The 19847-nt window shown below is 62.9% G+C and carries 19 protein-coding genes; 10 read left to right on the forward strand and 9 right to left on the reverse strand.

What is annotated here, in order from left to right; translation table 11 throughout:
* Nucleotides 1–57: 57 nt before the first annotated feature.
* Entirely contained in the window at nucleotides 58–912 is an 855-nt protein-coding gene (locus ACIPY3_RS08570; RefSeq protein WP_400332515.1) for a methyltransferase domain-containing protein, read from the reverse strand.
* Between the two features lie 68 nt (nucleotides 913–980).
* Between ACIPY3_RS08570 and ACIPY3_RS08575 the strand changes: the two genes are divergently transcribed.
* Nucleotides 981–2996, forward strand: a complete 2016-nt coding sequence (locus ACIPY3_RS08575) for a prolyl oligopeptidase family serine peptidase (RefSeq protein WP_400332518.1) — start codon at nucleotides 981–983, stop codon at nucleotides 2994–2996.
* Between the two features lie 5 nt (nucleotides 2997–3001).
* On the opposite strand, the gene ACIPY3_RS08580 is transcribed toward ACIPY3_RS08575, so the two are convergent.
* The gene (locus ACIPY3_RS08580) at nucleotides 3002–3676 is read right to left on the reverse strand and encodes a peptide deformylase (RefSeq protein WP_400332520.1); all 675 of its coding nucleotides are present in this window, start codon (nucleotides 3674–3676) and stop codon (nucleotides 3002–3004) included.
* Nucleotides 3677–3748: 72 nt separating this feature from the next.
* Between ACIPY3_RS08580 and ACIPY3_RS08585 the strand changes: the two genes are divergently transcribed.
* A complete protein-coding gene (locus ACIPY3_RS08585; protein ID WP_400332522.1) occupies nucleotides 3749–4153 on the forward strand; it encodes a nuclear transport factor 2 family protein in 405 nt (134 codons plus the stop codon).
* A 12-nt stretch (nucleotides 4154–4165) separates the two neighbouring features.
* On the opposite strand, the gene ACIPY3_RS08590 is transcribed toward ACIPY3_RS08585, so the two are convergent.
* The 3 genes from ACIPY3_RS08590 to ACIPY3_RS08600 are packed head-to-tail and all read right to left on the reverse strand — an operon-like array spanning nucleotide 4166 to nucleotide 7153.
* The gene (locus tag ACIPY3_RS08590) at nucleotides 4166–5302 is read right to left on the reverse strand and encodes an FAD-dependent oxidoreductase (protein WP_400332627.1); all 1137 of its coding nucleotides are present in this window, start codon (nucleotides 5300–5302) and stop codon (nucleotides 4166–4168) included.
* Nucleotides 5292–5969, reverse strand: coding sequence for a class I SAM-dependent methyltransferase (locus tag ACIPY3_RS08595; RefSeq protein ID WP_400332524.1), 678 nt, complete (start codon nucleotides 5967–5969; stop codon nucleotides 5292–5294). The genes ACIPY3_RS08590 and ACIPY3_RS08595 overlap by 11 nt, the downstream gene beginning before the upstream one ends.
* A gap of 47 nt (nucleotides 5970–6016) precedes the next feature.
* Complete coding sequence (locus ACIPY3_RS08600; RefSeq protein WP_400332527.1) at nucleotides 6017–7153, reverse strand: type III polyketide synthase; 1137 nt, start codon at nucleotides 7151–7153, stop codon at nucleotides 6017–6019.
* A 206-nt stretch (nucleotides 7154–7359) separates the two neighbouring features.
* Between ACIPY3_RS08600 and ACIPY3_RS08605 the strand changes: the two genes are divergently transcribed.
* The 5 genes from ACIPY3_RS08605 to ACIPY3_RS08625 all read left to right on the forward strand — a co-directional run bounded on the left by ACIPY3_RS08605 (nucleotide 7360) and on the right by ACIPY3_RS08625 (nucleotide 13596).
* Nucleotides 7360–9753, forward strand: coding sequence for an ATP-binding cassette domain-containing protein (locus ACIPY3_RS08605; RefSeq protein ID WP_400332529.1), 2394 nt, complete (start codon nucleotides 7360–7362; stop codon nucleotides 9751–9753).
* A gap of 344 nt (nucleotides 9754–10097) precedes the next feature.
* On the forward strand, nucleotides 10098–11210 hold the full coding sequence (locus tag ACIPY3_RS08610) for a tyrosine-type recombinase/integrase (RefSeq protein ID WP_400332531.1): 1113 nt from the start codon (nucleotides 10098–10100) through the stop codon (nucleotides 11208–11210).
* A complete protein-coding gene (locus ACIPY3_RS08615) occupies nucleotides 11207–11545 on the forward strand; it encodes a helix-turn-helix domain-containing protein (protein ID WP_400332534.1) in 339 nt (112 codons plus the stop codon). The genes ACIPY3_RS08610 and ACIPY3_RS08615 overlap by 4 nt, the downstream gene beginning before the upstream one ends.
* A gap of 328 nt (nucleotides 11546–11873) precedes the next feature.
* Nucleotides 11874–13091 (forward strand): hypothetical protein, encoded by a 1218-nt coding sequence (locus ACIPY3_RS08620; protein WP_400332537.1) that lies wholly within the window; start codon nucleotides 11874–11876, stop codon nucleotides 13089–13091.
* 229 nt (nucleotides 13092–13320) lie between these two features.
* A complete protein-coding gene (locus tag ACIPY3_RS08625; RefSeq protein WP_400332539.1) occupies nucleotides 13321–13596 on the forward strand; it encodes a hypothetical protein in 276 nt (91 codons plus the stop codon).
* Between the two features lie 23 nt (nucleotides 13597–13619).
* Here the strand turns inward: ACIPY3_RS08625 and ACIPY3_RS08630 are convergent, their stop codons facing one another.
* Nucleotides 13620–15041 (reverse strand): FCD domain-containing protein, encoded by a 1422-nt coding sequence (locus ACIPY3_RS08630; RefSeq protein WP_400332542.1) that lies wholly within the window; start codon nucleotides 15039–15041, stop codon nucleotides 13620–13622.
* 171 nt (nucleotides 15042–15212) lie between these two features.
* Between ACIPY3_RS08630 and ACIPY3_RS08635 the strand changes: the two genes are divergently transcribed.
* A complete protein-coding gene (locus ACIPY3_RS08635; protein ID WP_400332545.1) occupies nucleotides 15213–15359 on the forward strand; it encodes a hypothetical protein in 147 nt (48 codons plus the stop codon).
* Between the two features lie 39 nt (nucleotides 15360–15398).
* On the forward strand, nucleotides 15399–17210 hold the full coding sequence (locus ACIPY3_RS08640) for a glycoside hydrolase family 15 protein (protein WP_400332547.1): 1812 nt from the start codon (nucleotides 15399–15401) through the stop codon (nucleotides 17208–17210).
* 62 nt (nucleotides 17211–17272) lie between these two features.
* Here ACIPY3_RS08640 and ACIPY3_RS08645 read toward each other — a convergent pair whose 3' ends face one another.
* Nucleotides 17273–17602, reverse strand: coding sequence for a hypothetical protein (locus ACIPY3_RS08645; RefSeq protein WP_400332550.1), 330 nt, complete (start codon nucleotides 17600–17602; stop codon nucleotides 17273–17275).
* 119 nt (nucleotides 17603–17721) lie between these two features.
* On the opposite strand from ACIPY3_RS08645, the gene ACIPY3_RS08650 reads away from it, so the two are divergent.
* Nucleotides 17722–18540 (forward strand): hypothetical protein, encoded by an 819-nt coding sequence (locus tag ACIPY3_RS08650; RefSeq protein ID WP_400332552.1) that lies wholly within the window; start codon nucleotides 17722–17724, stop codon nucleotides 18538–18540.
* 8 nt (nucleotides 18541–18548) lie between these two features.
* Here the strand turns inward: ACIPY3_RS08650 and ACIPY3_RS08655 are convergent, their stop codons facing one another.
* Both ACIPY3_RS08655 and ACIPY3_RS08660 read right to left on the reverse strand, forming a co-directional pair.
* The gene (locus tag ACIPY3_RS08655) at nucleotides 18549–19031 is read right to left on the reverse strand and encodes a pyridoxamine 5'-phosphate oxidase family protein (RefSeq protein WP_400332555.1); all 483 of its coding nucleotides are present in this window, start codon (nucleotides 19029–19031) and stop codon (nucleotides 18549–18551) included.
* 96 nt (nucleotides 19032–19127) lie between these two features.
* Complete coding sequence (locus tag ACIPY3_RS08660) at nucleotides 19128–19760, reverse strand: dihydrofolate reductase family protein (RefSeq protein ID WP_400332558.1); 633 nt, start codon at nucleotides 19758–19760, stop codon at nucleotides 19128–19130.
* Between the last annotated feature and the right edge of the window lie 87 nt (nucleotides 19761–19847).

A 19847-nucleotide genomic window follows, 5' to 3' on the forward strand; every position in this document is an offset into this window, starting at 1 on the left:
CCGAGGACGGGATCACAGTCGCTGTCCTTCCATCCTAGCCCGGAGCGGAGTCCCACGTCAGGGCCGTGTTTCCCGGCTCCTGAAGATACCGATCTGGAACTTCGCCGTGGTGTCCAAGGATTCCGTGCCGTCGGCCGTTCCCGGCGTCTTGTGCGAATCGAGATGGTGGCCCGCAGGGCCCATGAAGGCGAGGTCCGCCAGTTGTCCCGGGTCCAGCGCGAGCGGGATGTCGAGGCTGATGGTGCGCCCTGGCAGGAAGTGTTCCGAGAGGGTCTCTGCCAGCTTCGCCTCTTTGCCTTCCTGTATGGACAGCATGCCGGTGCGCTCCGCCGCTTCGGCTAGGTGTCCCGGGCGTGGGGTGACCACCAACAGGGTGCCGCCCGGACGCAGCACGCGGGCGAACTCCGGTGGATTCCGCGGCGCGAACACCACCAGGACCACGTCCATGGAATGGTCTGCGAGGGGCAGGGGACGCCAGATGTCCCAGACCAGGTTGGCGGCCTGGGGATTCAGGCGGGCAGCCCTGCGCAGGGCGAACTTGGAGATATCCAGTCCCACTGCTTTTGCCGGCGTCTTGTGCAGGACGGCGTGCAGGTAATGGCCCGTCCCCGTCCCGGCATCAAGAACAGCAGGATCCGGGCCCTTCATGGCTTCCGCCGCCAGGGATGCGATGGTGCCGGCCAGTTCGGCGTAGTGGCCTCCGTCCAGGAAGCGCTGGCGGGCAGCCACCATGTCAGCGGAGTCCGCTTCGAAGACAGTGCCCTTCCCGGTCAAGAGATTGAAGTAGCCCTGCTTCGCAGCATCGAAAACGTGGCCGGCGCTGCACAGGATCGCCCGGTGCGGACCCTCGCCAAGGTGGCAGATTCCCTGGCACACGGGACAGCGAAGGGCGGCGATGGCATCGGACAGCATGGCTTCAATCCTACGGCCGACGGAGTGTCAGGCCCCGGCATCCGGGGTGTGCGGTTAGGCTCACCCACGTGAAACCCGAGCACCTGCCACTGCTGAATACTGTCTCCGCTCCCGCTATCCACCCTGACGGGACCAGGGCCGTCGTCGCGGTCACCAGGCCGGATTTTGACACCGATTCCTATGTCGGCCAGCTCTGGACCGTGCCGTTGGACCCTGCCAAGCACTCCCGGCGTATTACGCGCGGTTTCAGGGACACCGCTCCCGCCTTCTCGCCCGACGGGTTGGTACTGGCTTTCCTGCGAAGCGACCAGGACGGCAAACCGCAGCTCTTCGTTGTGGAGTCCGCGGGAGGCGAGCCGCAGCGGATTACCGCGCAGCATGCGGGCGTGGGAGGTTTTGAGTGGGCACCGGACTCGCACCGGATCGTCTTTACGTCGCGCGTCCCCGAACCGGGCCGCTATGGCACGGTGGCCGACGTCACGGCGGGGCGCGAGGACCCGCGCCTCATCTCTTCCAAGCAGTACCGGATGAACGGCTTGGGCTATACGGCTGACCAGCGCCAGCAATTGTTTGTGGTGGACGTACCTGAACTCGGTGGCGAGCCGGCGTTCCGTCCACGCGGACGGGCGGCCCACGAACAAAGCCAGGCCGCCTTCACGGACATTCCCCAGGCCCGGCAGCTCACCTTTGGCGACGCCGACCATGAGTCCCCGGTCTTCGCTCCGGACGGCCGCCACCTCTACTTTGTGGCCGCGCTGCATGAAACGCACGACGACGACCTGGTCGCCTCTGTCTACCGGCTGGACGTCCAAGGCGGCCAGCCCGAAGCAGTTCATCCCTCCAACCACAGCCCGCAAACAGTCAACGCCGTGAGGGTCTCGACGAATGGCGAGTGGCTTTTCTACACCGCCCAGGACCTGGGCGAATCGCGGATCGACTTCGTTGCCAGGAACACGGTGCTGTTTGTCATGCCCGTGGGCGGGGGAGAGGCGCGGCCATTGACCGATGCCGAGCACCTTGACGTTTCAGGCCCCCTGCAGCCGTGTGGACCGGACAGCGTCCTGGTCCTGAACACGGCCTTGGGCACTGTTGAACTGCTGGAGGTCGCAGCGGACGGCGGCATCATCCCGCTGGTACACGGTGCCCGCGTGGTGTTGGGAGCAACAGTGGCGGCCAACGGAGAAATGGCAGTCAGCTTATCTGACGCCTCTACGGTAGGTGATCTTGCTTCCCTGGACAGGGGTGAACTGCGGCTGCTGACCGATTTCTCGGCAAACCTTCGCAACCATTCCCAAGTCAGCGAACCGCGGGACCTTGAAGCGGCGGCGGAGGACGGCAACCCCGTGCACGGCTGGGTGGTCATGCCGGACGGTCCCGGACCACACCCTGTACTCCTTAACATCCATGGCGGCCCGTTCGCCCAGTACACGGGCGCGTTCTTCGACGAAGCCCAAGTCTATGCCGCGGCCGGATACGCGGTGGTGATGTGCAACCCCCGAGGTTCGGCCGGGTATAGCCAGGCTCACGGACGAGCCATCAAGGAACGGATGGGCGCCGTGGACATGCAGGACGTCCTGGCCTTCCTGGACGCAGCCCTGCGAAAGTATCCGGTTCTGGACAAAGAGCGGTTGGGCATCATGGGAGGCTCCTACGGTGGTTACCTCACCGCCTGGACCATCGCCCACGACCATCGATTCAAGGGCGCCATTGTGGAGCGCGGCTTCCTGGACCCGGTCAGTTTCCACGGGTCGGCAGATATTGGCTGGTTCTTCGGAGGCGAGTACACGGGCGGAACCCCGGAACAACTGGAAGCCCAGAGCCCCATGGCCGTGGTTGGCAGCGTGAGGACTCCTACGCTGGTCATCCATAGCGAGAACGATCTCCGTTGCCCCATCGAGCAGGGCCAGCGGTACTACTCGGAACTGAAGTCCCGCGGGGTGGAAACGGCGCTGTTGGTGTTTCCGGGCGAGGACCACGAACTGTCGCGCACGGGCACTCCACATCACCGCAAGGCGCGGTTCCAGCACATCCTGTCCTGGTGGGCGCAGCACCTGCCCAGCGAGCTGAACCGCGGCGAGGACTGAATAGTCTAGCTGCGGAGGAAGCCGAGGGCAGCGCGGGCATCCTCGATCCCGGGACCGGACCATCGGGCGGCATGTTCGGCGTTGCTGGACAGCGACCGCAGTTCGGCCCGGTCCAGGTAAAGGGCGCCCATCAAGTGATCGGTTTCGTGCTGCACGATCCGTGCCTGCCATCCGTAGTACACGCCTTCAAACGGGGCACCATCCGGGGTGAGGCACTCAAGCTGTACCGAGGAGGGCCTGCTGACAACCGCTTGGTAGCCGCTGACTGAGAGGCACCCCTCGTAGAAGGATGCGCTCTCAGGACCAACCGCCGTGTACGACGGGTTCAGCACGGCCAGGAACTCCAACGGCTCGCGGTTCCTGGCTGCCGCCGATGCGGGGTCTATCTGGTACTGGTCCTCCAGGACGGCTATTTGGAGGGGTAGACCGAGTTGCGGCGCTGCCAGGCCCACACCGGGTGCAGCATGCATGACCTCACGCATGCGCTCGATCAGGGCGTGCAGTTCTTCGTCGTCGATTTGCCCGTCAAAAGGAGCTGCATGCTGGCGGAGCACGGGATGACCGGCCTGGACGATCGGGGGCAGGGGCTCCATATCCAAGAGCCTCCGCGCTGTGTCCCGGATGTCGGTTGCGGTGAAGTCCGTGGAGGGGCCGTACAGCGGCCGAACGTGCTGGGTCATGAGCTGAGCCTATCCGTTCCGCCTGCCCGCCCGGTGGATGGAGCGGCGCGGCAGGTGGGTTAGGCTCATCGGATGAGCCACAGCGACCCCCTGGAAGTAGTACTTGGATTCGTCAGGACCGTGGAAGCCGGCGGAGGAGGAGCCGTTATCGATCCGTTCCTGGCCGAGGACTTCACCCTGACCGAATGGCCCCATGCCCTGTCCAAGACGGGCTCCACCCGCACCCGCGAAGAGACCCTGGCCGGAGCTGACGACAGCAAGGCAATCGTTTCCGGGCAGAGGTTCGAGATTGTCCGGACCACTACCGAAGGAAACCGGGTGGTGCTGGAGATGAACTGGTCCGCCGTCCTGCTTCTGGATCTCCCGCACTGGGATGCCGGGGAAACCATCCGTGCGCGGAGCACCGCAGTTTTTGAACTGCGGGACGGTTTGATCGCCAGCCAGGACACCTACGACTGCTACTACACGGGCAGCTGAGTCGGCCAAGGTTCACCAGCGCATCGTAAAGCGGCGCTCCACCAGCCCGGAGACGCAGCCCACTCGAAGGGCAGTCGCAAAGAGGCTGTTCCTGGCGCTCAGCGCTGAAGGCGGCATGGGCCTGCCCAAAGCCATGTTCATCCCCGCTTGACGTGATGCCTTGGAGGCGGCGCGGCCACGGGCGCGTTCAAAGCGCCTGACGTCCCTGCCCACTTCCTCACCCGCGAGCGAAGCATCGATGATGGGTGCCAAGGCTGCGGCGTCCAGCCACCCGAGGTTCATGCCTTGCCCGCCGATAGGGCTGATCTCGTGCGCCGCATCGCCCAGCAAGACCACACGCCCGTGCACCATTGAAGAAGCCAGCCGGGACTGTACGCCAAAGGCGCTCAGCATGGTGTTGGTGGCCGGGTCCGGCGCCGCGCCTGTCCTGGCGCTGACCAGCGCGGCCAGGCCACCCGCCGTCGGGCTTGTTGCCGGTGCGCCGAGCCGCACCACCCACCGCCGTACGCCACCAGGCAACGGGAAGGATTCCACGATCCCGTCCGGCTCGAGGTAGAGGACGGCGTCTTGTCCATGCCCCGTGGTGTCCTGGAAGTCTCCCATGAGGTAGTAGTCCGGATAGTCCCGGGCCCGCGCGCCGGGCTCGAACCGCTCACGGAACCTGGAATGGGCGCCATCAGCGGCTACAGCCAGCCCGGACCGGAACCCGAGTGCTCCCGAAGGTGAGTCCGCTCCGATACTGACAGTGCCGCCGTCGTCAATCAGTGTGTGGACGTTGGCACCGCGCACAAGTGCCTGCGGGTCCAACGCTGCGACGGCCTCCTCCAGCACGCGTTCCGTCACCGGTTGGGGAACTGCAAGGATGAACGGAAAGCCCGGATCTCCGGAGAAGGGCAATTCGGCGACCCTTTTTCCCCTGCTGTACGCCACGCCCCTCGGGATGCTTATCCCTTCAGCCACGAGCCCGCTGGCGAGTCCCGCCCGCTGGAGCTCCTTCAGGGCAGGAGGGTGAATACCGATGGCCCGCGATCGGTTGCTGCGCACGGTACGGCGTTCCAGGATGCGTACCGACCTCCCGCGCTGCAGCAGGAGGACCCCCAGAAAGAGTCCCACAGGGCCCGCCCCGACAATAACAACGTCAGGCTCCACGCGCACGGACGTCCTTGGAGCGGGCCTCCCGAACAAGCAGGTTGTGCCAGGGGCCATTCGGTTCCACGCGCCAACCGTCGGGGGCCACCGCACGCAGTTCTGACGGGGTATAGCTGCGCCTGATGGAGACCAGGCCGTCACCGCAAATGAACGATCCCACGCCAAGCGGCCAGAAACCTGCCGCAAAGAGCGCATAGGCCACATTGCTGCGCCGTAGGTCGTTGTGCAGCGACATCGAGGTAGCCAACTGTTCCGAGTCAAAGAGGACAGCGGCCAGATTGGCAGCGTCAAGGTGGTGCAGCATGTGGTTGGACAGCACAATGTGGAATTCACGCCCCTCCGCCACCAGGTCGGAGCTGAGGGCCTGCCGGTACTCCACTCCTGGCAGGCTCCGGGCCACCGAAGCGAAAGCGAACGCGCGCTCGTCGGGGTCGATCGCCGTCACCCGAAGGTCGAAACCGTCGCGCAATGCCCAGCGGGCCAGGCTGCGGGCGACGTCACCGCCGCCGCAACCGATATCCAGTACCGAGACGGATTCCCGCGGACGCAAAAGTGGTACAAACCGCTCGCGGTACAACCTGTGCCATCCGGACAGCAGGGCGTTCACCACGGGGAAGCGGGCGTAGCTGCGGTTGAGGCGCTGAAGGTCGCAATCGGGGCGATCCATGTCCTCCACGGCATCCAGGTCCCGTTGCGCGAGGGACCCCCACGGACTCACAGGGCGGGGGAGACCAGCGTCAGGAGTCCCGTCTCCACGGTCAGGCCGGGTCCGAAGGCCATGGAGCAGATCCGTTCCTCACGCTCGTGGGCTGGCCTGTCCAGCATGTACTTGAGGACAAACATCACCGTGGCGCTGCTCATGTTCCCGTACTCCCGCAAGGTCTCCCGGGCAGGGACAAGTTGATCTGCCGTCAGTTCCAGTTTGGACTCCACCTTGTCCAGGATGCTGCGTCCGCCCGGATGGATGGCCCAATGCGTGATGTCCCGGTAGGGCTTGTCGCTGAGTCCGGGTTCCTTGGCGAGGAGCGGTTCCAAAGCTCCCGTGATGTGATCTTCAATGATGTGGGGCACGTAGGAACCGAGGACCATCTCGAAGCCTTCATCGCCGATGTTCCAGGCCATGGCTTCTTCACCCACAGGGGTCAGCACGGTCTCGAAGTGGTCCAGCCGGATGACGGGCTCCGGCCCTTCGGGTTCCCGGGCTGTGACGACGGCTGCCCCGGCTCCGTCGCCGAAGATGGCCGAACCCATGATGGTGTCCGGATCGTTGGAGGTGCGCACGTGCAGGGAGCACAGTTCGGCACAAATGACCAGGACAACAGCCGATGGATCCGCCACACAGAATTGTTTGGCGGCCCTGAGCGCCGGGAACGCGGCGTAGCACCCCATGAACCCCAGATGGTAGCGCTGGACCGAAGGCTGGAGGCCCAGGGCCCTGACCACCTTGTAGTCCGGTCCCGGGTTGAAGAATCCAGTGCAGGAGACGGTGATGACGTGCGTGATGTCATCCAGGCCGATCCCGGGAGCACCTGCCACGGCTGCCTTGCCGGCCTCGATGAAGAGTTTGGTGGCTTCGACGGCGAAGATTTCGTTCCGTGCCTTGGTGCTGGGACTCAGCACGCGGTTGCTTTCGAGGTCGAAGAACTGCGGATTTTCGGGATGGGCATCCAGGCTCAATTCGGCCACGGCCGTGTACCGGGTATCGATGGCGGCGGAGTCGAAGCAGGTAGTGACAAGGCGGGAGCCAAGCCTGGTCAGGCCTGGTTGGGCTGCGAAAACATCACGAGCTTGCGATTGGACAAGGATGGTTGGCGGGACTGCGGTTTCGAGGGACCTCATGTAGACCGGCATGCTTCATTCTTAGCGAGTATGGACGCGAAGACAATGGGCCCGGGTTGTTGCCGTGTGTTCACCGTGGCGGCGCGTACTGCCCAGTAGTGTGGAACGTACCGTTGCCGCATCCGCGCCAACGAACGAGAATCGAACGTACTGGCCGCAGCAGGCCGGTCAGGGGATGGGCGACGCCGAGGCAGCGGCGCCTGGCAGATGGAGAAATCATGAGCATTGCCGCGAGCACGGAAACGGAATCTTCGGCGTCCCACGTAGCGGACACCCACGACCTCATCCGTGTGCAGGGAGCCCGCGAGAACAACCTCAAGGACGTCAGCATCGACATCCCCAAACGCCGGCTCACGGTGTTCACTGGTGTCTCGGGCTCCGGCAAGAGCTCGCTGGTGTTCGGAACCATCGCCGCCGAATCGCAACGCATGATCAATGAGACCTACAGTGCGTTCGTCCAGGGTTTTATGCCGTCCCTCTCGCGGCCCGACGTGGACATGCTTGAAGGCCTGACCACAGCCATCATTGTTGACCAGGAGCGCATGGGGTCCAACCCCAGGTCCACGGTTGGCACCGCAACCGACGCCAACGCGATGTTGCGCATCTTGTTCAGCAGGCTCGGTCATCCGCATATTGGCTCACCCAATGCGTATTCTTTCAACGTCCCCACCGTCAAGGCCAGTGGAGCCATCACCGTGGAGCGCGGCGAAGGCAAGACCAAGACCGAGAAGGCTTCCTTCAACCGCCTGGGAGGCATGTGTTCCCGGTGCGAAGGCATGGGGTCGGTCAGCGACTTCGATCTCACCGCGCTTTACGATGACAGCAAGTCCCTGAGCGAGGGCGCCTTGACCGTGCCCGGCTACAGCATGGACGGCTGGTACGGTCGCATCTTCAGCGGGACCGGCTACTTCAACATGGACAAGCCGATCGCCAAGTTCACCAAGAAGGAACTTCACGACCTCCTCTACCGCGAACCCACCAAGGTCAAGGTGGAGGGCATCAACCTCACCTACGAAGGCATCATTACCAAGATCCAGAAGTCGATGCTGTCCAAGGATGTGGATGCCCTGCAGCCGCATGTCCGGGCGTTCGTGGAGCGCGCCATCACGTTCACCACGTGCCCGGAGTGTGAAGGGACGCGCCTCAGTCCCGAGGCCCGATCGTCCAAGATCCAGGGCAAGAGCATTGCCGACGTCTGCAAGATGCAGATCAGCGATCTCGCGGGCTGGATCAGGGCATTGGACGAACCATCCGTTGCACCCCTCCTGAAGGGACTGCAGCACCTGCTTGATTCCTTCACCGGCATCGGGCTCGGCTACCTGTCCCTGGACCGTCCCGCCGGTACCTTGTCCGGGGGAGAGGCGCAGCGGACAAAGATGATCCGTCACCTGGGTTCGTCCCTGACAGACATCACCTACGTTTTCGACGAGCCAACCATTGGACTCCACCCGCACGACATTGAGCGCATGAACCAGCTGCTGCTGCAGCTTCGGGACAAGGGCAACACAGTGTTGGTGGTGGAGCACAAACCCGAGACCATCGCTATCGCCGACCACGTCGTAGACCTCGGCCCAGGAGCCGGTACCGGAGGTGGAACCGTCTGCTTCGAGGGTGACCTCGACGGTTTGCGGGGGAGCGACACCATTACCGGGCGGCACCTCGATGACCGCGCCGCAATCAAGGACACGTTCCGGCCTGCCACGGGCCAGTTTGAGGTACGTGGCGCCTCGACGAACAACCTGCAGGACGTCGACATCGACATTCCACTGGGCGTACTTTGCGTCCTGACGGGAGTTGCCGGTTCAGGCAAGAGCTCGCTGGTGCACGGATCGGTGGCCAAGCGCGACGGGGTCCTGGTCATCGATCAGGGCGCCATCCGCGGTTCGCGGCGCAGCAACCCGGCCACGTACACGGGACTCCTGGAACCCATCCGCAAGGCTTTCGCCAAAGCCAACGGCGTGAAGCCGGCGTTGTTCAGTTCCAATTCCGAGGGTGCTTGCCCCACGTGCAATGGCGCCGGGGTGATCTACACGGATCTGGGTGTCATGGCCACCGTTGAATCGACGTGCGAGGAATGCGAGGGAAAGCGCTTTCAGGCGTCGGTTCTCGAGTACAGGCTGGGCGGACGCAATATTGCAGAAGTGCTTGCAATGTCTGTGAATGAGGCGGAGAAGTTCTTCAGCGAGGGCGACGCCCGCACGCCGGCAGCCCACAAGATCCTGGACCGGCTTGCCGACGTCGGACTGGGATACCTGACGCTGGGCCAGCCGTTGACGACGCTGTCCGGCGGTGAGCGCCAGCGCCTGAAGCTTGCCACCCAGATGTCCGAGAAGGGCGATATCTACATCCTGGACGAGCCCACCACGGGCCTGCACCTGGCCGATGTCCAGAATCTGCTCGGCATGCTGGACCGACTGGTTGAGTCCGGCAAGTCCGTCATAGTGATCGAACATCACCAAGCGGTCATGGCCCATGCCGACTGGATCATCGATTTGGGACCCGGGGCCGGGCACGACGGCGGCAAGATCGTTTTCGCTGGAACGCCGGCGGAGCTTGTGGCCGGCAGGTCGACGCTGACAGCGAAGCACCTGGCGGCTTATGTAGGCGCCTGACGCGAGCGTATTAGGGGCCGTTTCGGCTGTGCGGGACGGCCCCTCTCCAGCATGTGCAGCAAACGCCGATAATCTACATTATGTAAAGTAGTAATGACTCTAAGTGCGGTTGTTGCACATCGTGAGGATGTGGGAAACGCCTGCTGCATCTCCCCTAATGCGGTGCTGACCTGCGATTTTGCCTTGACGACTGGATTGCTGGGGTTCTGAGGGTGCGCGTTGTTTCGCACTCGTTGTGGCCGCCGTATTTGGCGTCTGAACTGCGGTTTCACCGTTTGATGATTGCGTTTTTCGCAATCTGTGTGCGAAAATTGCAAAGAGCTGTTGATGATGCGAGGCAAGCCATGGCACGGGATGACGGGAATGTTCTCTATGTTCCTTTCGGCGGTCAAACGCCGGATCCGGACTCGTTCCTGGCGCTCGTTCTGGAGGGCTGGGAACGGCAGCAGCGAGCGAAGGATTTCTCGGCAGCGACCATCCGTTCCAGGCGCAATGTTGTCTTGAGTCTCGTGGACTTCTCGGGCAGGTATCCGTGGGAATGGAGCCTTGGCGACGCTGATGACTATTTCTCCCACGCGCGGGCGGTGAGGAACCTGTCCCACGGCACTGTCCGCTCGTATCAGGGCGCGGTGAAACTGTTCTGTGACTATGCTTGCAGCCCGCACTATGACTGGTGCGAGCAAAGCGCGAAGCTGTTTGGTCGGGTCTTTGCCCAGGTCGTGACGGAACTGAACCGGGTTACGCATTCGCAGCCAACCGAAGCGCGGCCCGGGAAACGGCCGTTCAGCCAGCGTGAACTTCAGGAACTCTTCGACCTTGCAGATCTCGAAGTCGAGCGGATCCTGGCCTCGGGCCGCAAGGGCGCATTGTCTGCATGGCGTGACGCGATTGCTTTCAAGACGGCGTACAGCTGGGGGCTGCGCTCCGAGGAGTTTCGCCGCTTACAGGTGTCCGACTTCTCCCGTAACGGCAAGGCACCCTTCCTTGGCGATCACGGCGTGGTCCTCGTGCGCTGGGGAAAACCACATAAGGGTTCAGCGAAAAAGAGCCGTTCCGTTCTCACCGTTTGGGAGTGGTCCGCGGAAATGATGGCCGATTGGATCAGAAGCGGACTACCCCGCTACGGCTATCCGGTCACGGACGTGTTCCCCACCAGCGGCGGGAAAGTCGTGGGTGAGTCGCACCTGAACGGCCGGCTCCATGAGCTCCTGGATGAGCTGGGATACCCGCCGGGACTGGACCTGCATTCTTTCCGGCGCTCCTACGCCACACACCTAAGCACCGGCGAAGGGTTTGATCTGACCTTTATACAGCTGCAGCTCGGCCATGATCACGCCTACACGACCTCGATATACACGCTGCCCTCCCCCGACTACCAGCGCCTCGCCCTTGAGCGCGTGCACGAACGAACCATCAAAGCGGCCCTGGAGCTGCCCTCGGAAAGGAAGCACCCATGACCAGACGAGAAATCGCCTACACCTGGCGGGTCCGGGAGATCATGGCCCGACGAGGGGTCCACACGGCCAAAGAGCTCGCTGCTCTGCTGCATGATCGCGGCATCACACTGACTGCCAACGCAATTTGGCGGATCGTGACCCAAGAGCCCGAACGGATCTCCTTCAAGGTTCTCGTCGCACTCTGTGATGCCCTGGACGTAACACCCAACGACCTCATCACCTACTCAGCCACAGAAACCAAGACCATCCGGCACCGCAAAGCTGCCGGCGAAGACATCCCTGACCTGCACAACTACCGGCCAGTGCGCGCACGAATCGTCGAGGACGATGGCTAAACCGGGCCGGCCGCCCACTGGCGGCAACGGATCCGCTAGGCCGCCCACACTCAACGGCCCGCAGACCGCCAGGAAACGTGGTCGGCCACGCTCCAGCGGAGAATATCTCTGCAGCCGATGCAACCAACTGGTGGCCAAGATCCGGGTCCGCTGGCCAGACGGCCCGGTCTGCGGAGCCTGCTTCACAGAGGCCACCCACACCCGCGGCAGATGCCCCCGCTGCCTCGAAACCCGCATGCTCCCCGGACGCTCACCCGACCACCAGCCCATCTGCCGCGACTGCGCAGGCATCACCACCAAACTCACCTGCACCCGATGCAACCGCGAAATGGAAAGGTTCCGGGGCGGCCTTTGTATCCGCTGCGCTCTCAACGACGACCTCACCGCAGTGCTCAAACCCGGCGACAACCTCAGCCTGCACCGCCTCCTCGGCCTCCTAACGGAAGCCGGCAGACCCGAAAGCATCTACACCTACATGCGCCCTGGCACCCAGGCCAGGGAACTCCTGAAAGCCATCGGCGACCGAACACTTCCACTCACCCACGAAGCCTTCGATGCGCTCCCCCGGTCCACCGCCGCCGAACACCTGCGCTACCTGCTCATGCACCACCGCATCATGCCCGGACGCGGCAACGAAAGACTCGTACGGTTCGAACAATGGCTTACCGCCAAAATCAGTGACCTCCCCGAGGATGGAACAGCCCAGAACATCGAACGCTTCGCAGCATGGCATCACCTCAAACGCATCCGCGACAGAGCCACGGACCCAACCGTGAACCTTGAAACCGTGACCCACGCGGCCAAACAGGAGATTACCGAAGCCGCCAAACTTCTCATCTGGCTCCGCAGCACCCATGGCATCGGGGCTGATGAACTCAGGCAAGCCCACATCGACGAATATCTCAGCAGCGGGCCCAGCACCCGCAAACATGTCCGCAATTTCGTACGCTGGCTCAACCGGCAACACCGCAGACCTTACGGGCAACTCGACGTGCCATTCCGACCCGCACATTCCGTGCCGATGATCACCCAACACGAACGCATCCAACTGGTTCGCAACTGCCTCGATTACAACCACGTCATCACCTCGACGCGCCTTGCAGGTCTCATCCTGCTGCTCTGGGCTCATCCCGTGAACAAGATCGTGATGCTCAGCGATGAAGACATCGACAGCACTCCAGAGGGCATGTTCCTCAAGCTGGGCACGATACCCGCCGCGATACCCGAAGCCATAACCGAGATGTTTTGGCACCAACGCCAAGGAAAAGAAAACCGGAACACGACAAACACCAACACGAAATGGCTGTTCCCAGGCACCCGGGCAGGCCAGCACATCCACCCTGCGACGCTTTCCGAACGACTCCATGTCCTGGGCATCGACAGCCAACGGGCACGAAACGCAACACTTCGCGATCTCACCCAGGAAGTAGACGCCCGAACCCTCATGGACCTACTGGGCTACAGCCCCGCCATCATCGCCCAACATGCCGCGAGATCCGCCACGAGAATGTCCGACTACGTCGCCCTCAAGCAACGGCGCAACTGAGCATCCCGAGAAAACGGATAACGTATTTCGCCACCAGAGGGAATTCGGGATCCCCCGAGGCGCTGACATGCCCAGCCTCTCGGGTCAGCGCCAAACGGTCTGTGGTGTTGGAAACGTGCTTCCGTGTTGTGCCACGTCACACCGTGGGGCTGGTCACACCTGCTCGAAACCGCATGGTGGCAGCTGTGAGAATTGACAGTGCACGTCAGCGCCCACCACTGAGGAAAACATGCCCGGCGAGATTGCCTACTGCGAAACCTGCTGGACCAACCCTGCCCACGCGTACATCCGGGCGACGCCGATCTGCTCGCAATGCATCACGGAGTTCAACATCACCCGGCTCCCGCGGGTGGCGTACCTGGATGAGCTGCCCTTCGTCACGTTGGATGGACAGCGTCTTAGTGAACCGGACGCGAAATTCAGTGGCGAATACGCCAGGTTCCAGCCCCGCAGCAGCAGGGAACTCGAAGTTGCTTGGCTCAACGAGTTGGTCGGGGCTAACTGACTCTCGCCAGACCCGCGCGGCGTCTAACCGGCGTAGCCGATACAGAGCCGCCATGGGACGCCGGGCAGCTCATGTGAATCCCCGGAATCGACGGGTATGGTTCCACCTACAAAGCGGCCGGTGTTCGTTGCCAGAATTGCTCCATGCTGGTCAACGATGCAGCTGTTGGGCGGCAATGCGCGCAGATGGGGTTCGAACGCAGTCTGGAGTTGGCTGACCGAAACATCGGCGCCCACTACCCCGGCGTACTGGCCGTCTACGGTGATACGCCTGCCGAAAGTCATCACAATCTCATTGGTTCCGCTGGCGTCCACGTAGGCGTGGCTGACGTGGTAGCCGCCCTCCTCTGTGTCCTCCCCCGGCAGCCACGGTACGGTGTTCACCTCATAGAGATCCATATCGATGTACAGCCGCTGGTGGGACTCAGGGCCCGTAGGCGCGTAGCACCACGCTATCCATCCCTCCCCATAGAAATCCTGATCGGCCATGAAGCCGTTGCCGTACAGGAGGGGTACCCCGATGGCCAGTGACCTTCTGGCCACGGCATAAATCTCCGAATCCGCCTTTTCCCGGCTCACGCCCGAGGAAATGCTGGTGCGAACGGCCTGCTCGAGGTCTCGAAGTGAGGCTGCGGCGATCCCCTGGAAAGTGCCGGCGAGCGTCTCGATGGCCGTCACTACGCGGTCCACGGACGGGGGCTTTCCTTTGGTATCGATGGGCGAAACGTCCAGCTCCAACCGTTCGTCGATGACCAGGTTCATGTCCCGCCGCACATGGTCTTCGGCGAGCTGCCGGCTTAGCGCGACATCGCCGGCCTTAATGGCCTCGACGATCCGCGCGTGATCGTCGGCCGCGGCCTGCCTGCGGGGTGCAGGGTCCATCCAGATCAGTGGGCCAACCTCGGCTTGCAGCTCCGCTTCCTGCCTGGTCAGCCTGACGGAGCCGGAGCTCGCCGCAAGCTCAATGTGGAATTTGCTGTCGGCCCGGATCGCGTCCGCCGGGTGTTCGCTTGTCCGGATTTCATCGGACATGTACTCAAGGCGGGCCAGGGACAGCCGACTGGATCTCTCCGCTGCGGCCGCAGCGGCGCTGCCGGCCAGGAACGCGCGGAACTCGCGGAGGTCGCGCAAATCCTCCAAGGAGTAGGTGCCGACCGACTGTTTTTGCATCCGCGCGACGTCGCCCGTGTTGGCCTTGACGAAGCTTCCTCCGCCCTTGCCGCGCCGGGTCTCCACGAGACCCAATCCCCGCAATTCGGCCAGGGCTGCCCGCAGCGTCAATGTTGACACGCCCATTCTGGTGGCCAGATAGCTTTCGCTCGGCAGTTGGGATCCGTCCTCGAGGACGCCGAGTTCTATGGCGTGTCTAAGGCGCCGGGCGACTTCCTCTCCCCTGTCGGCAGTCTCCAGCGGGGCGAAAGCCAGTTGCTCTTTCCATGTCGACACCGGTACTCGTCCTCCTCGAAGAAAGTGACATTTAACCTTGAATGTCTATTGACCCTTATCAATGAAAGTCTATAGTTAAGAGTACCAATCGAAGAGCAGAAGGGCACCTGTTCCGGTCAGACACAGATCAGTAGTGGTGGTCCAAAACCTAGATGAGGAAAGGAGAAGACGATGACGCGGGAAGAAGCTTACGCACAATGCAACCAGGACTCCTATGTTGAGTTTTATGGTGGCCGCTGGATCGTCGTTCCGTTCGCCCAGGTTGAGCAGCCACAGTTCTTTGTCTGCTCGCCGTTGGCGCTGAGCGCTGCCAGATAGCCCCTCCCCTCACGCTTCCGGGTGTGTTTTAGTAAAGCCATGGCCGATCCCATCGAGGACTATGCACTGCTGTCGGATCTCCTGACCGGGCCGCTGGTTTCCCGTCGCGGCAGCCTTGATTGGGCATGTTTCCCGAGGTTCGACTCCCCCGCGCAGTTCAGCGCCCTGTTGGGCGCTGATGAACACGGACGGTGGTTGCTCGCCCCGGGTGACCCGGAAGCCGTGGTGACTAGCCGCTCATACGTTGATTCGACCTTCATCGTGGAAACACACTGGCGTACGTCCACGGGTTCCGTCCGGGTCACAGATTTCATGCCGGTAGGGCATGCCACGTCGTCGGTTCTGCGCCGCATCACCGGGCTTGAGGGCGTGGTGGAAATGCACCAGGAACTGGTCATTCGTCCGGGCTACGCGAAGATCGTCCCCTGGACGCGACGAGTCCACGACCTTGATTCCGGCGGGACCATGCTCCAGGCCTTGGCCGGGCCGGACGCTTTGGCCCTTCGCGGCCCGCACCTTCCGGAACCGCACACACACGGTCACGCAGGAGGGTTCACGGTATCGGCGTCGGACATTGTCGACTTCGAGTTGACCTGGTTTCCGTCGCATCGTCCGGCGCCGGCAAGAATCGATGTGGACGCCGCCCTGCAGCAGGCCACTGCCTACTGGACAACGTGGGGCAGCCACTGCCGCTCCAACGGCGCCTACGGAGAAGCCATCAAGCGGTCCCTCTTGGTCCTGCGTGCCCTGACGAACTACGAAACGGGCGGGATTGTCGCCGCCCCCACAACCTCCCTCCCGGAGGAATTTGGCGGCTCCAGGAACTGGGACTACCGGTTTTGCTGGTTGCGTGATGCTGCGTTGACCTTGGAATCGATGTTGACGCATGGCTACGAAACCGAAGCATTGCAGTGGCGTGACTGGCTGCTGCGGGCGCTGGCCGGCCAGCCGGAGGACCTTCAGATCATGTACGGCATCGGAGGCGAACGGGACCTGCCGGAGCGGGTTCTCGATCATCTTCCGGGGTACGCAGATTCCCGGCCCGTGCGGATCGGAAATGCGGCCGTGGCACAGTTCCAGGCCGATGTGGTTGGCGAAGTCATGGTGGCTCTGGAAAGACTGCGTATGGCTGGCGGCAAGGAGGACCATTTCTCCTGGACCCTGCAACAGATCTTGCTGGGATTCGTCGAGAAACACCTTGATGACAAGGACTACGGCCTCTGGGAAATACGGGGTGAGCCACGGTTCTTCACCCATTCACGGGTGATGATGTGGGCCGCCTTCGACTGCGGCATTCGTGCAGTTCGAGATCACGGCCTTGAGGGCCCGGCCGAGCATTGGGAGTACCTCCGCGAAAAGCTGCGCGAAGAGATCATGGACCGGGCCTTCAACCCTGGGCTCAATTCTTTTACCCAGACCTACGGCGGAACCCAAACGGACGCAGCCCTCCTGGTCATGCCCCAGGTTGGGTTCCTGCCGTACCGCGACGAACGGATGCTGGGTACGGTGGCACGACTGGAAGACGAACTGCTGAACGACGGCGGCCTGCTGCTGCGATACAGGACGGAGACGGGTGTGGACGGCCTGGAACCCGGAGAACACCCCTTCCTGGCCTGCTCGTTCTGGCTGGTGGAACAGTACGCCCGAACAGGCAGGGAAGACGATGCCACACGCCTCATGGACCAGCTGGTGGGGCTCAGCAATGAACTAGGCCTGCTCAGCGAAGAGTACGACACTCAAGAAGGACGGATGGCCGGGAACTATCCCCAAGCCTTCTCGCATCTGGCCCTGGTCCGTGCTGCGGATGCGCTCCACGGTGTGGACTTACTCAGCCTGGCCAGGACCCTGTAAGTACATCACCCTGAGCGCTCCGGCACGGTTCCTGAGTGGGTTGACCCGTTGGAGGCGGCCGGTCAGGCGGCCGCGCCCGGTTCCAAAGGAAGCTCCCACACCTCGTCATTTCCGGCGTGGGAAAGAACTGCACCGGACGTGACATAGTCCCGGGCAGCGGGACCGATCATGCGCAGGCCCACGAGGACCCAGCCGCCGTCCTGGCGGCCCCAACGGAGCCGATGCCGGCGCAAAGTGGAGAGGAATCGCGTTTCGGGTTCCCGCGCTATGTCGGCTATCCGGCACCAGCTGATGTACAGGCCGTAGAGGGTATCGATATCCATGCCGTCGTCGGTGTCTTCTTCAATAACCAGGGATTCCTGGATAAAGCGCGCGAAATTGTCTATGGCCATGACGGCCTCCAAGGGGGATGGAAGGCAAGAACCGCCGGGCTGCATCGGCGAAGTGCCTATCCCTCCACGCTACGCATACCTGTCCTGCATCACAAGGGCAGGAATAGACTGGTTCGACCATGACCGGTACCCCAGCCCGTCTCTTTGTCGGAGTCGCTGTTGCAGCGTTCCTGACGTCGGGCTGCTCACCGGCTGTCGACCTCCCCTCTCCCCCGCCCGCGCAGGCAGCCTCAGCCAGCCAGCCCGGTCCGGTCGAATCCGCAGCGGCCATGGCAGGCGACGCGTCACCCACCGCCGCGGCAACCCCGGCACCGCTTCCCGCGCCAACCAAGATAGCCGAACCGCAGCCCTTCACCTTCAACCTCTATGAGGACGGCGATTTCGTACCGCAGTACACCTTCGAGTGGTGCGTGGCCGCGAGCATCCAGATGGCTCACAACCTGGTTCGGAAGGGCGGCGAGGGCACGTGGGCAGGGCAGGCCCAACAAGGCGAATTGTGGGAGATGGCCAGGGTGCGTTCGTCCAACGCCTTCAACGGTGCCAACCCCATGGGCTGGGCGGCGGTGCTTGGGGAGGTGGGCATGGGCCCCTACAAGGTGGTGAGCATTCCGGCTTACGAGGACGCACTGCGAACCGCTGCTCGGGCCATGGCCTACACCGGCAGGCCAGTTGGCCTGGTGATGTGGAGTGGACGCCACGCATGGGTGATGAGTGGGTTCGAGTCAGTAGGCGATCCCCGGTTGCATTCGGAGTTCCAGGTAACCGGCATCAGGGTCATGGATCCGCTGTACCCTTACGGCAGTGGCCAATGGGGCCCTTCACCGGCCCCTGACACGTTGCTGAATCCGGAACAATTGGCCACGCAGTTCGTGGTCCGCGAACCGCGGCGGTGGAGCACCGACCTGCCTACCGGCTACATGCTCGTCTTGCCGCAATAGCCGGGGTCCTAGAGGTCCACCGTCCCACTCTCGCCGACGCTCATCCGCGAATCGGAAACTTTGGACTTTACCCATTGAAGGACGGTGGCAGCGGTTCCGCCCGGAGTGGTCCAGTACTCCGCGGAGTCGGAGTCCACCCGAAGCAGGCAGACCTCAGGAGTTTCGGGGCCGTCAGGGAACCATGCTTCTACGGCCTGGTTCCAGAGTTCACGGATGGTAGTCCTGTCCGTGACCACTTCCGCGGTGCCGGCCACGGAGACCCACTCGGTGTTCTTGCCGAAGGAGACGTTGACCCTGCTGTCGCCCCGGATGTGGGCTACCTGCGAGGTGCCCAAGCCTGTAAAGAACCAGAGGTCACCGTCATCACGGACTTCCTGGACGGCCAAAGGGCGGCTGACCAATGCCCCTGATTCGTTGATGGTGGTCAACATGCCAATCTTGGTGTGGTTGATGATGTCCGTGACTTTTGCGATGCCCTGCTCTTCACTCATGGTTGCCTCATTCCACCGTTTGTCCGGGACCCTCCCGGCTTGCCAGCCTATTAGTAAGTTTACTTATTTACTAGTCGGGCAGGCGAAGGCGGCAGGTCACGGGCGTCCCGGGGGCGGTCCCTCGATCAGGGTGGGAACGTACTCGAGGAGTTGGGACCGCCCATCGAAGGTGCGACTCTCCACGAGTTCCAGGGCTACGTCCGGATATCCGTCGTAGATCCGCTCGCTCCCGGTCCGGCCGGTAATGACGGGAAAGACCACCAGCCGGTAACGGTCCACCAGTCCTGCAGACAGCAGTGACCGGGTCAGGCTGAGGCTGCCCAGGGTACTCAAGGTTCCCGTGCGGGTGCGCTTCAGCTCCCGGACGGCCTCCACGGCATCCCCACGTACAAGCTCGGTGTTTGGCCAGGCCAGCGGTTCCTCCACGGATTTGGAGAAGACGATTTTGGGCATAGCTGCCAACCCTGTCAGGCTTGCACCTTCGTCGTCGGAAAACCCTGAGCCTTCGTCCTCCGCCTGCTGGGAAAGGCCGGACATGACCTTATACGTGTTGGCCCCCATAAGAAGGGTGATGTCCTTTTTTCCTTCTTCGTCCAGCCAAGCCAAATATTCCGGTCCTTCCAGCCCCCACCAGCCGGGCCAGCCTTCGCCCGAGGCGTAGCCGTCCAAGGAAATGATGAGATCCACCATCAACTTGGCTGACGTTTTCTCCGCTGCACTTTCACCCATGGTTGGCTCCTCGATTGGCTGCGTTCGGGTGTGGTGGCGGCTATGCTACCGCCGCCGCCGTGCGCCCTTCAAGGACTCCCACCGCCA

The organism is Paenarthrobacter sp. NPDC089714, from assembly GCF_044748905.1.
Taxonomy (GTDB): domain Bacteria; phylum Actinomycetota; class Actinomycetes; order Actinomycetales; family Micrococcaceae; genus Arthrobacter.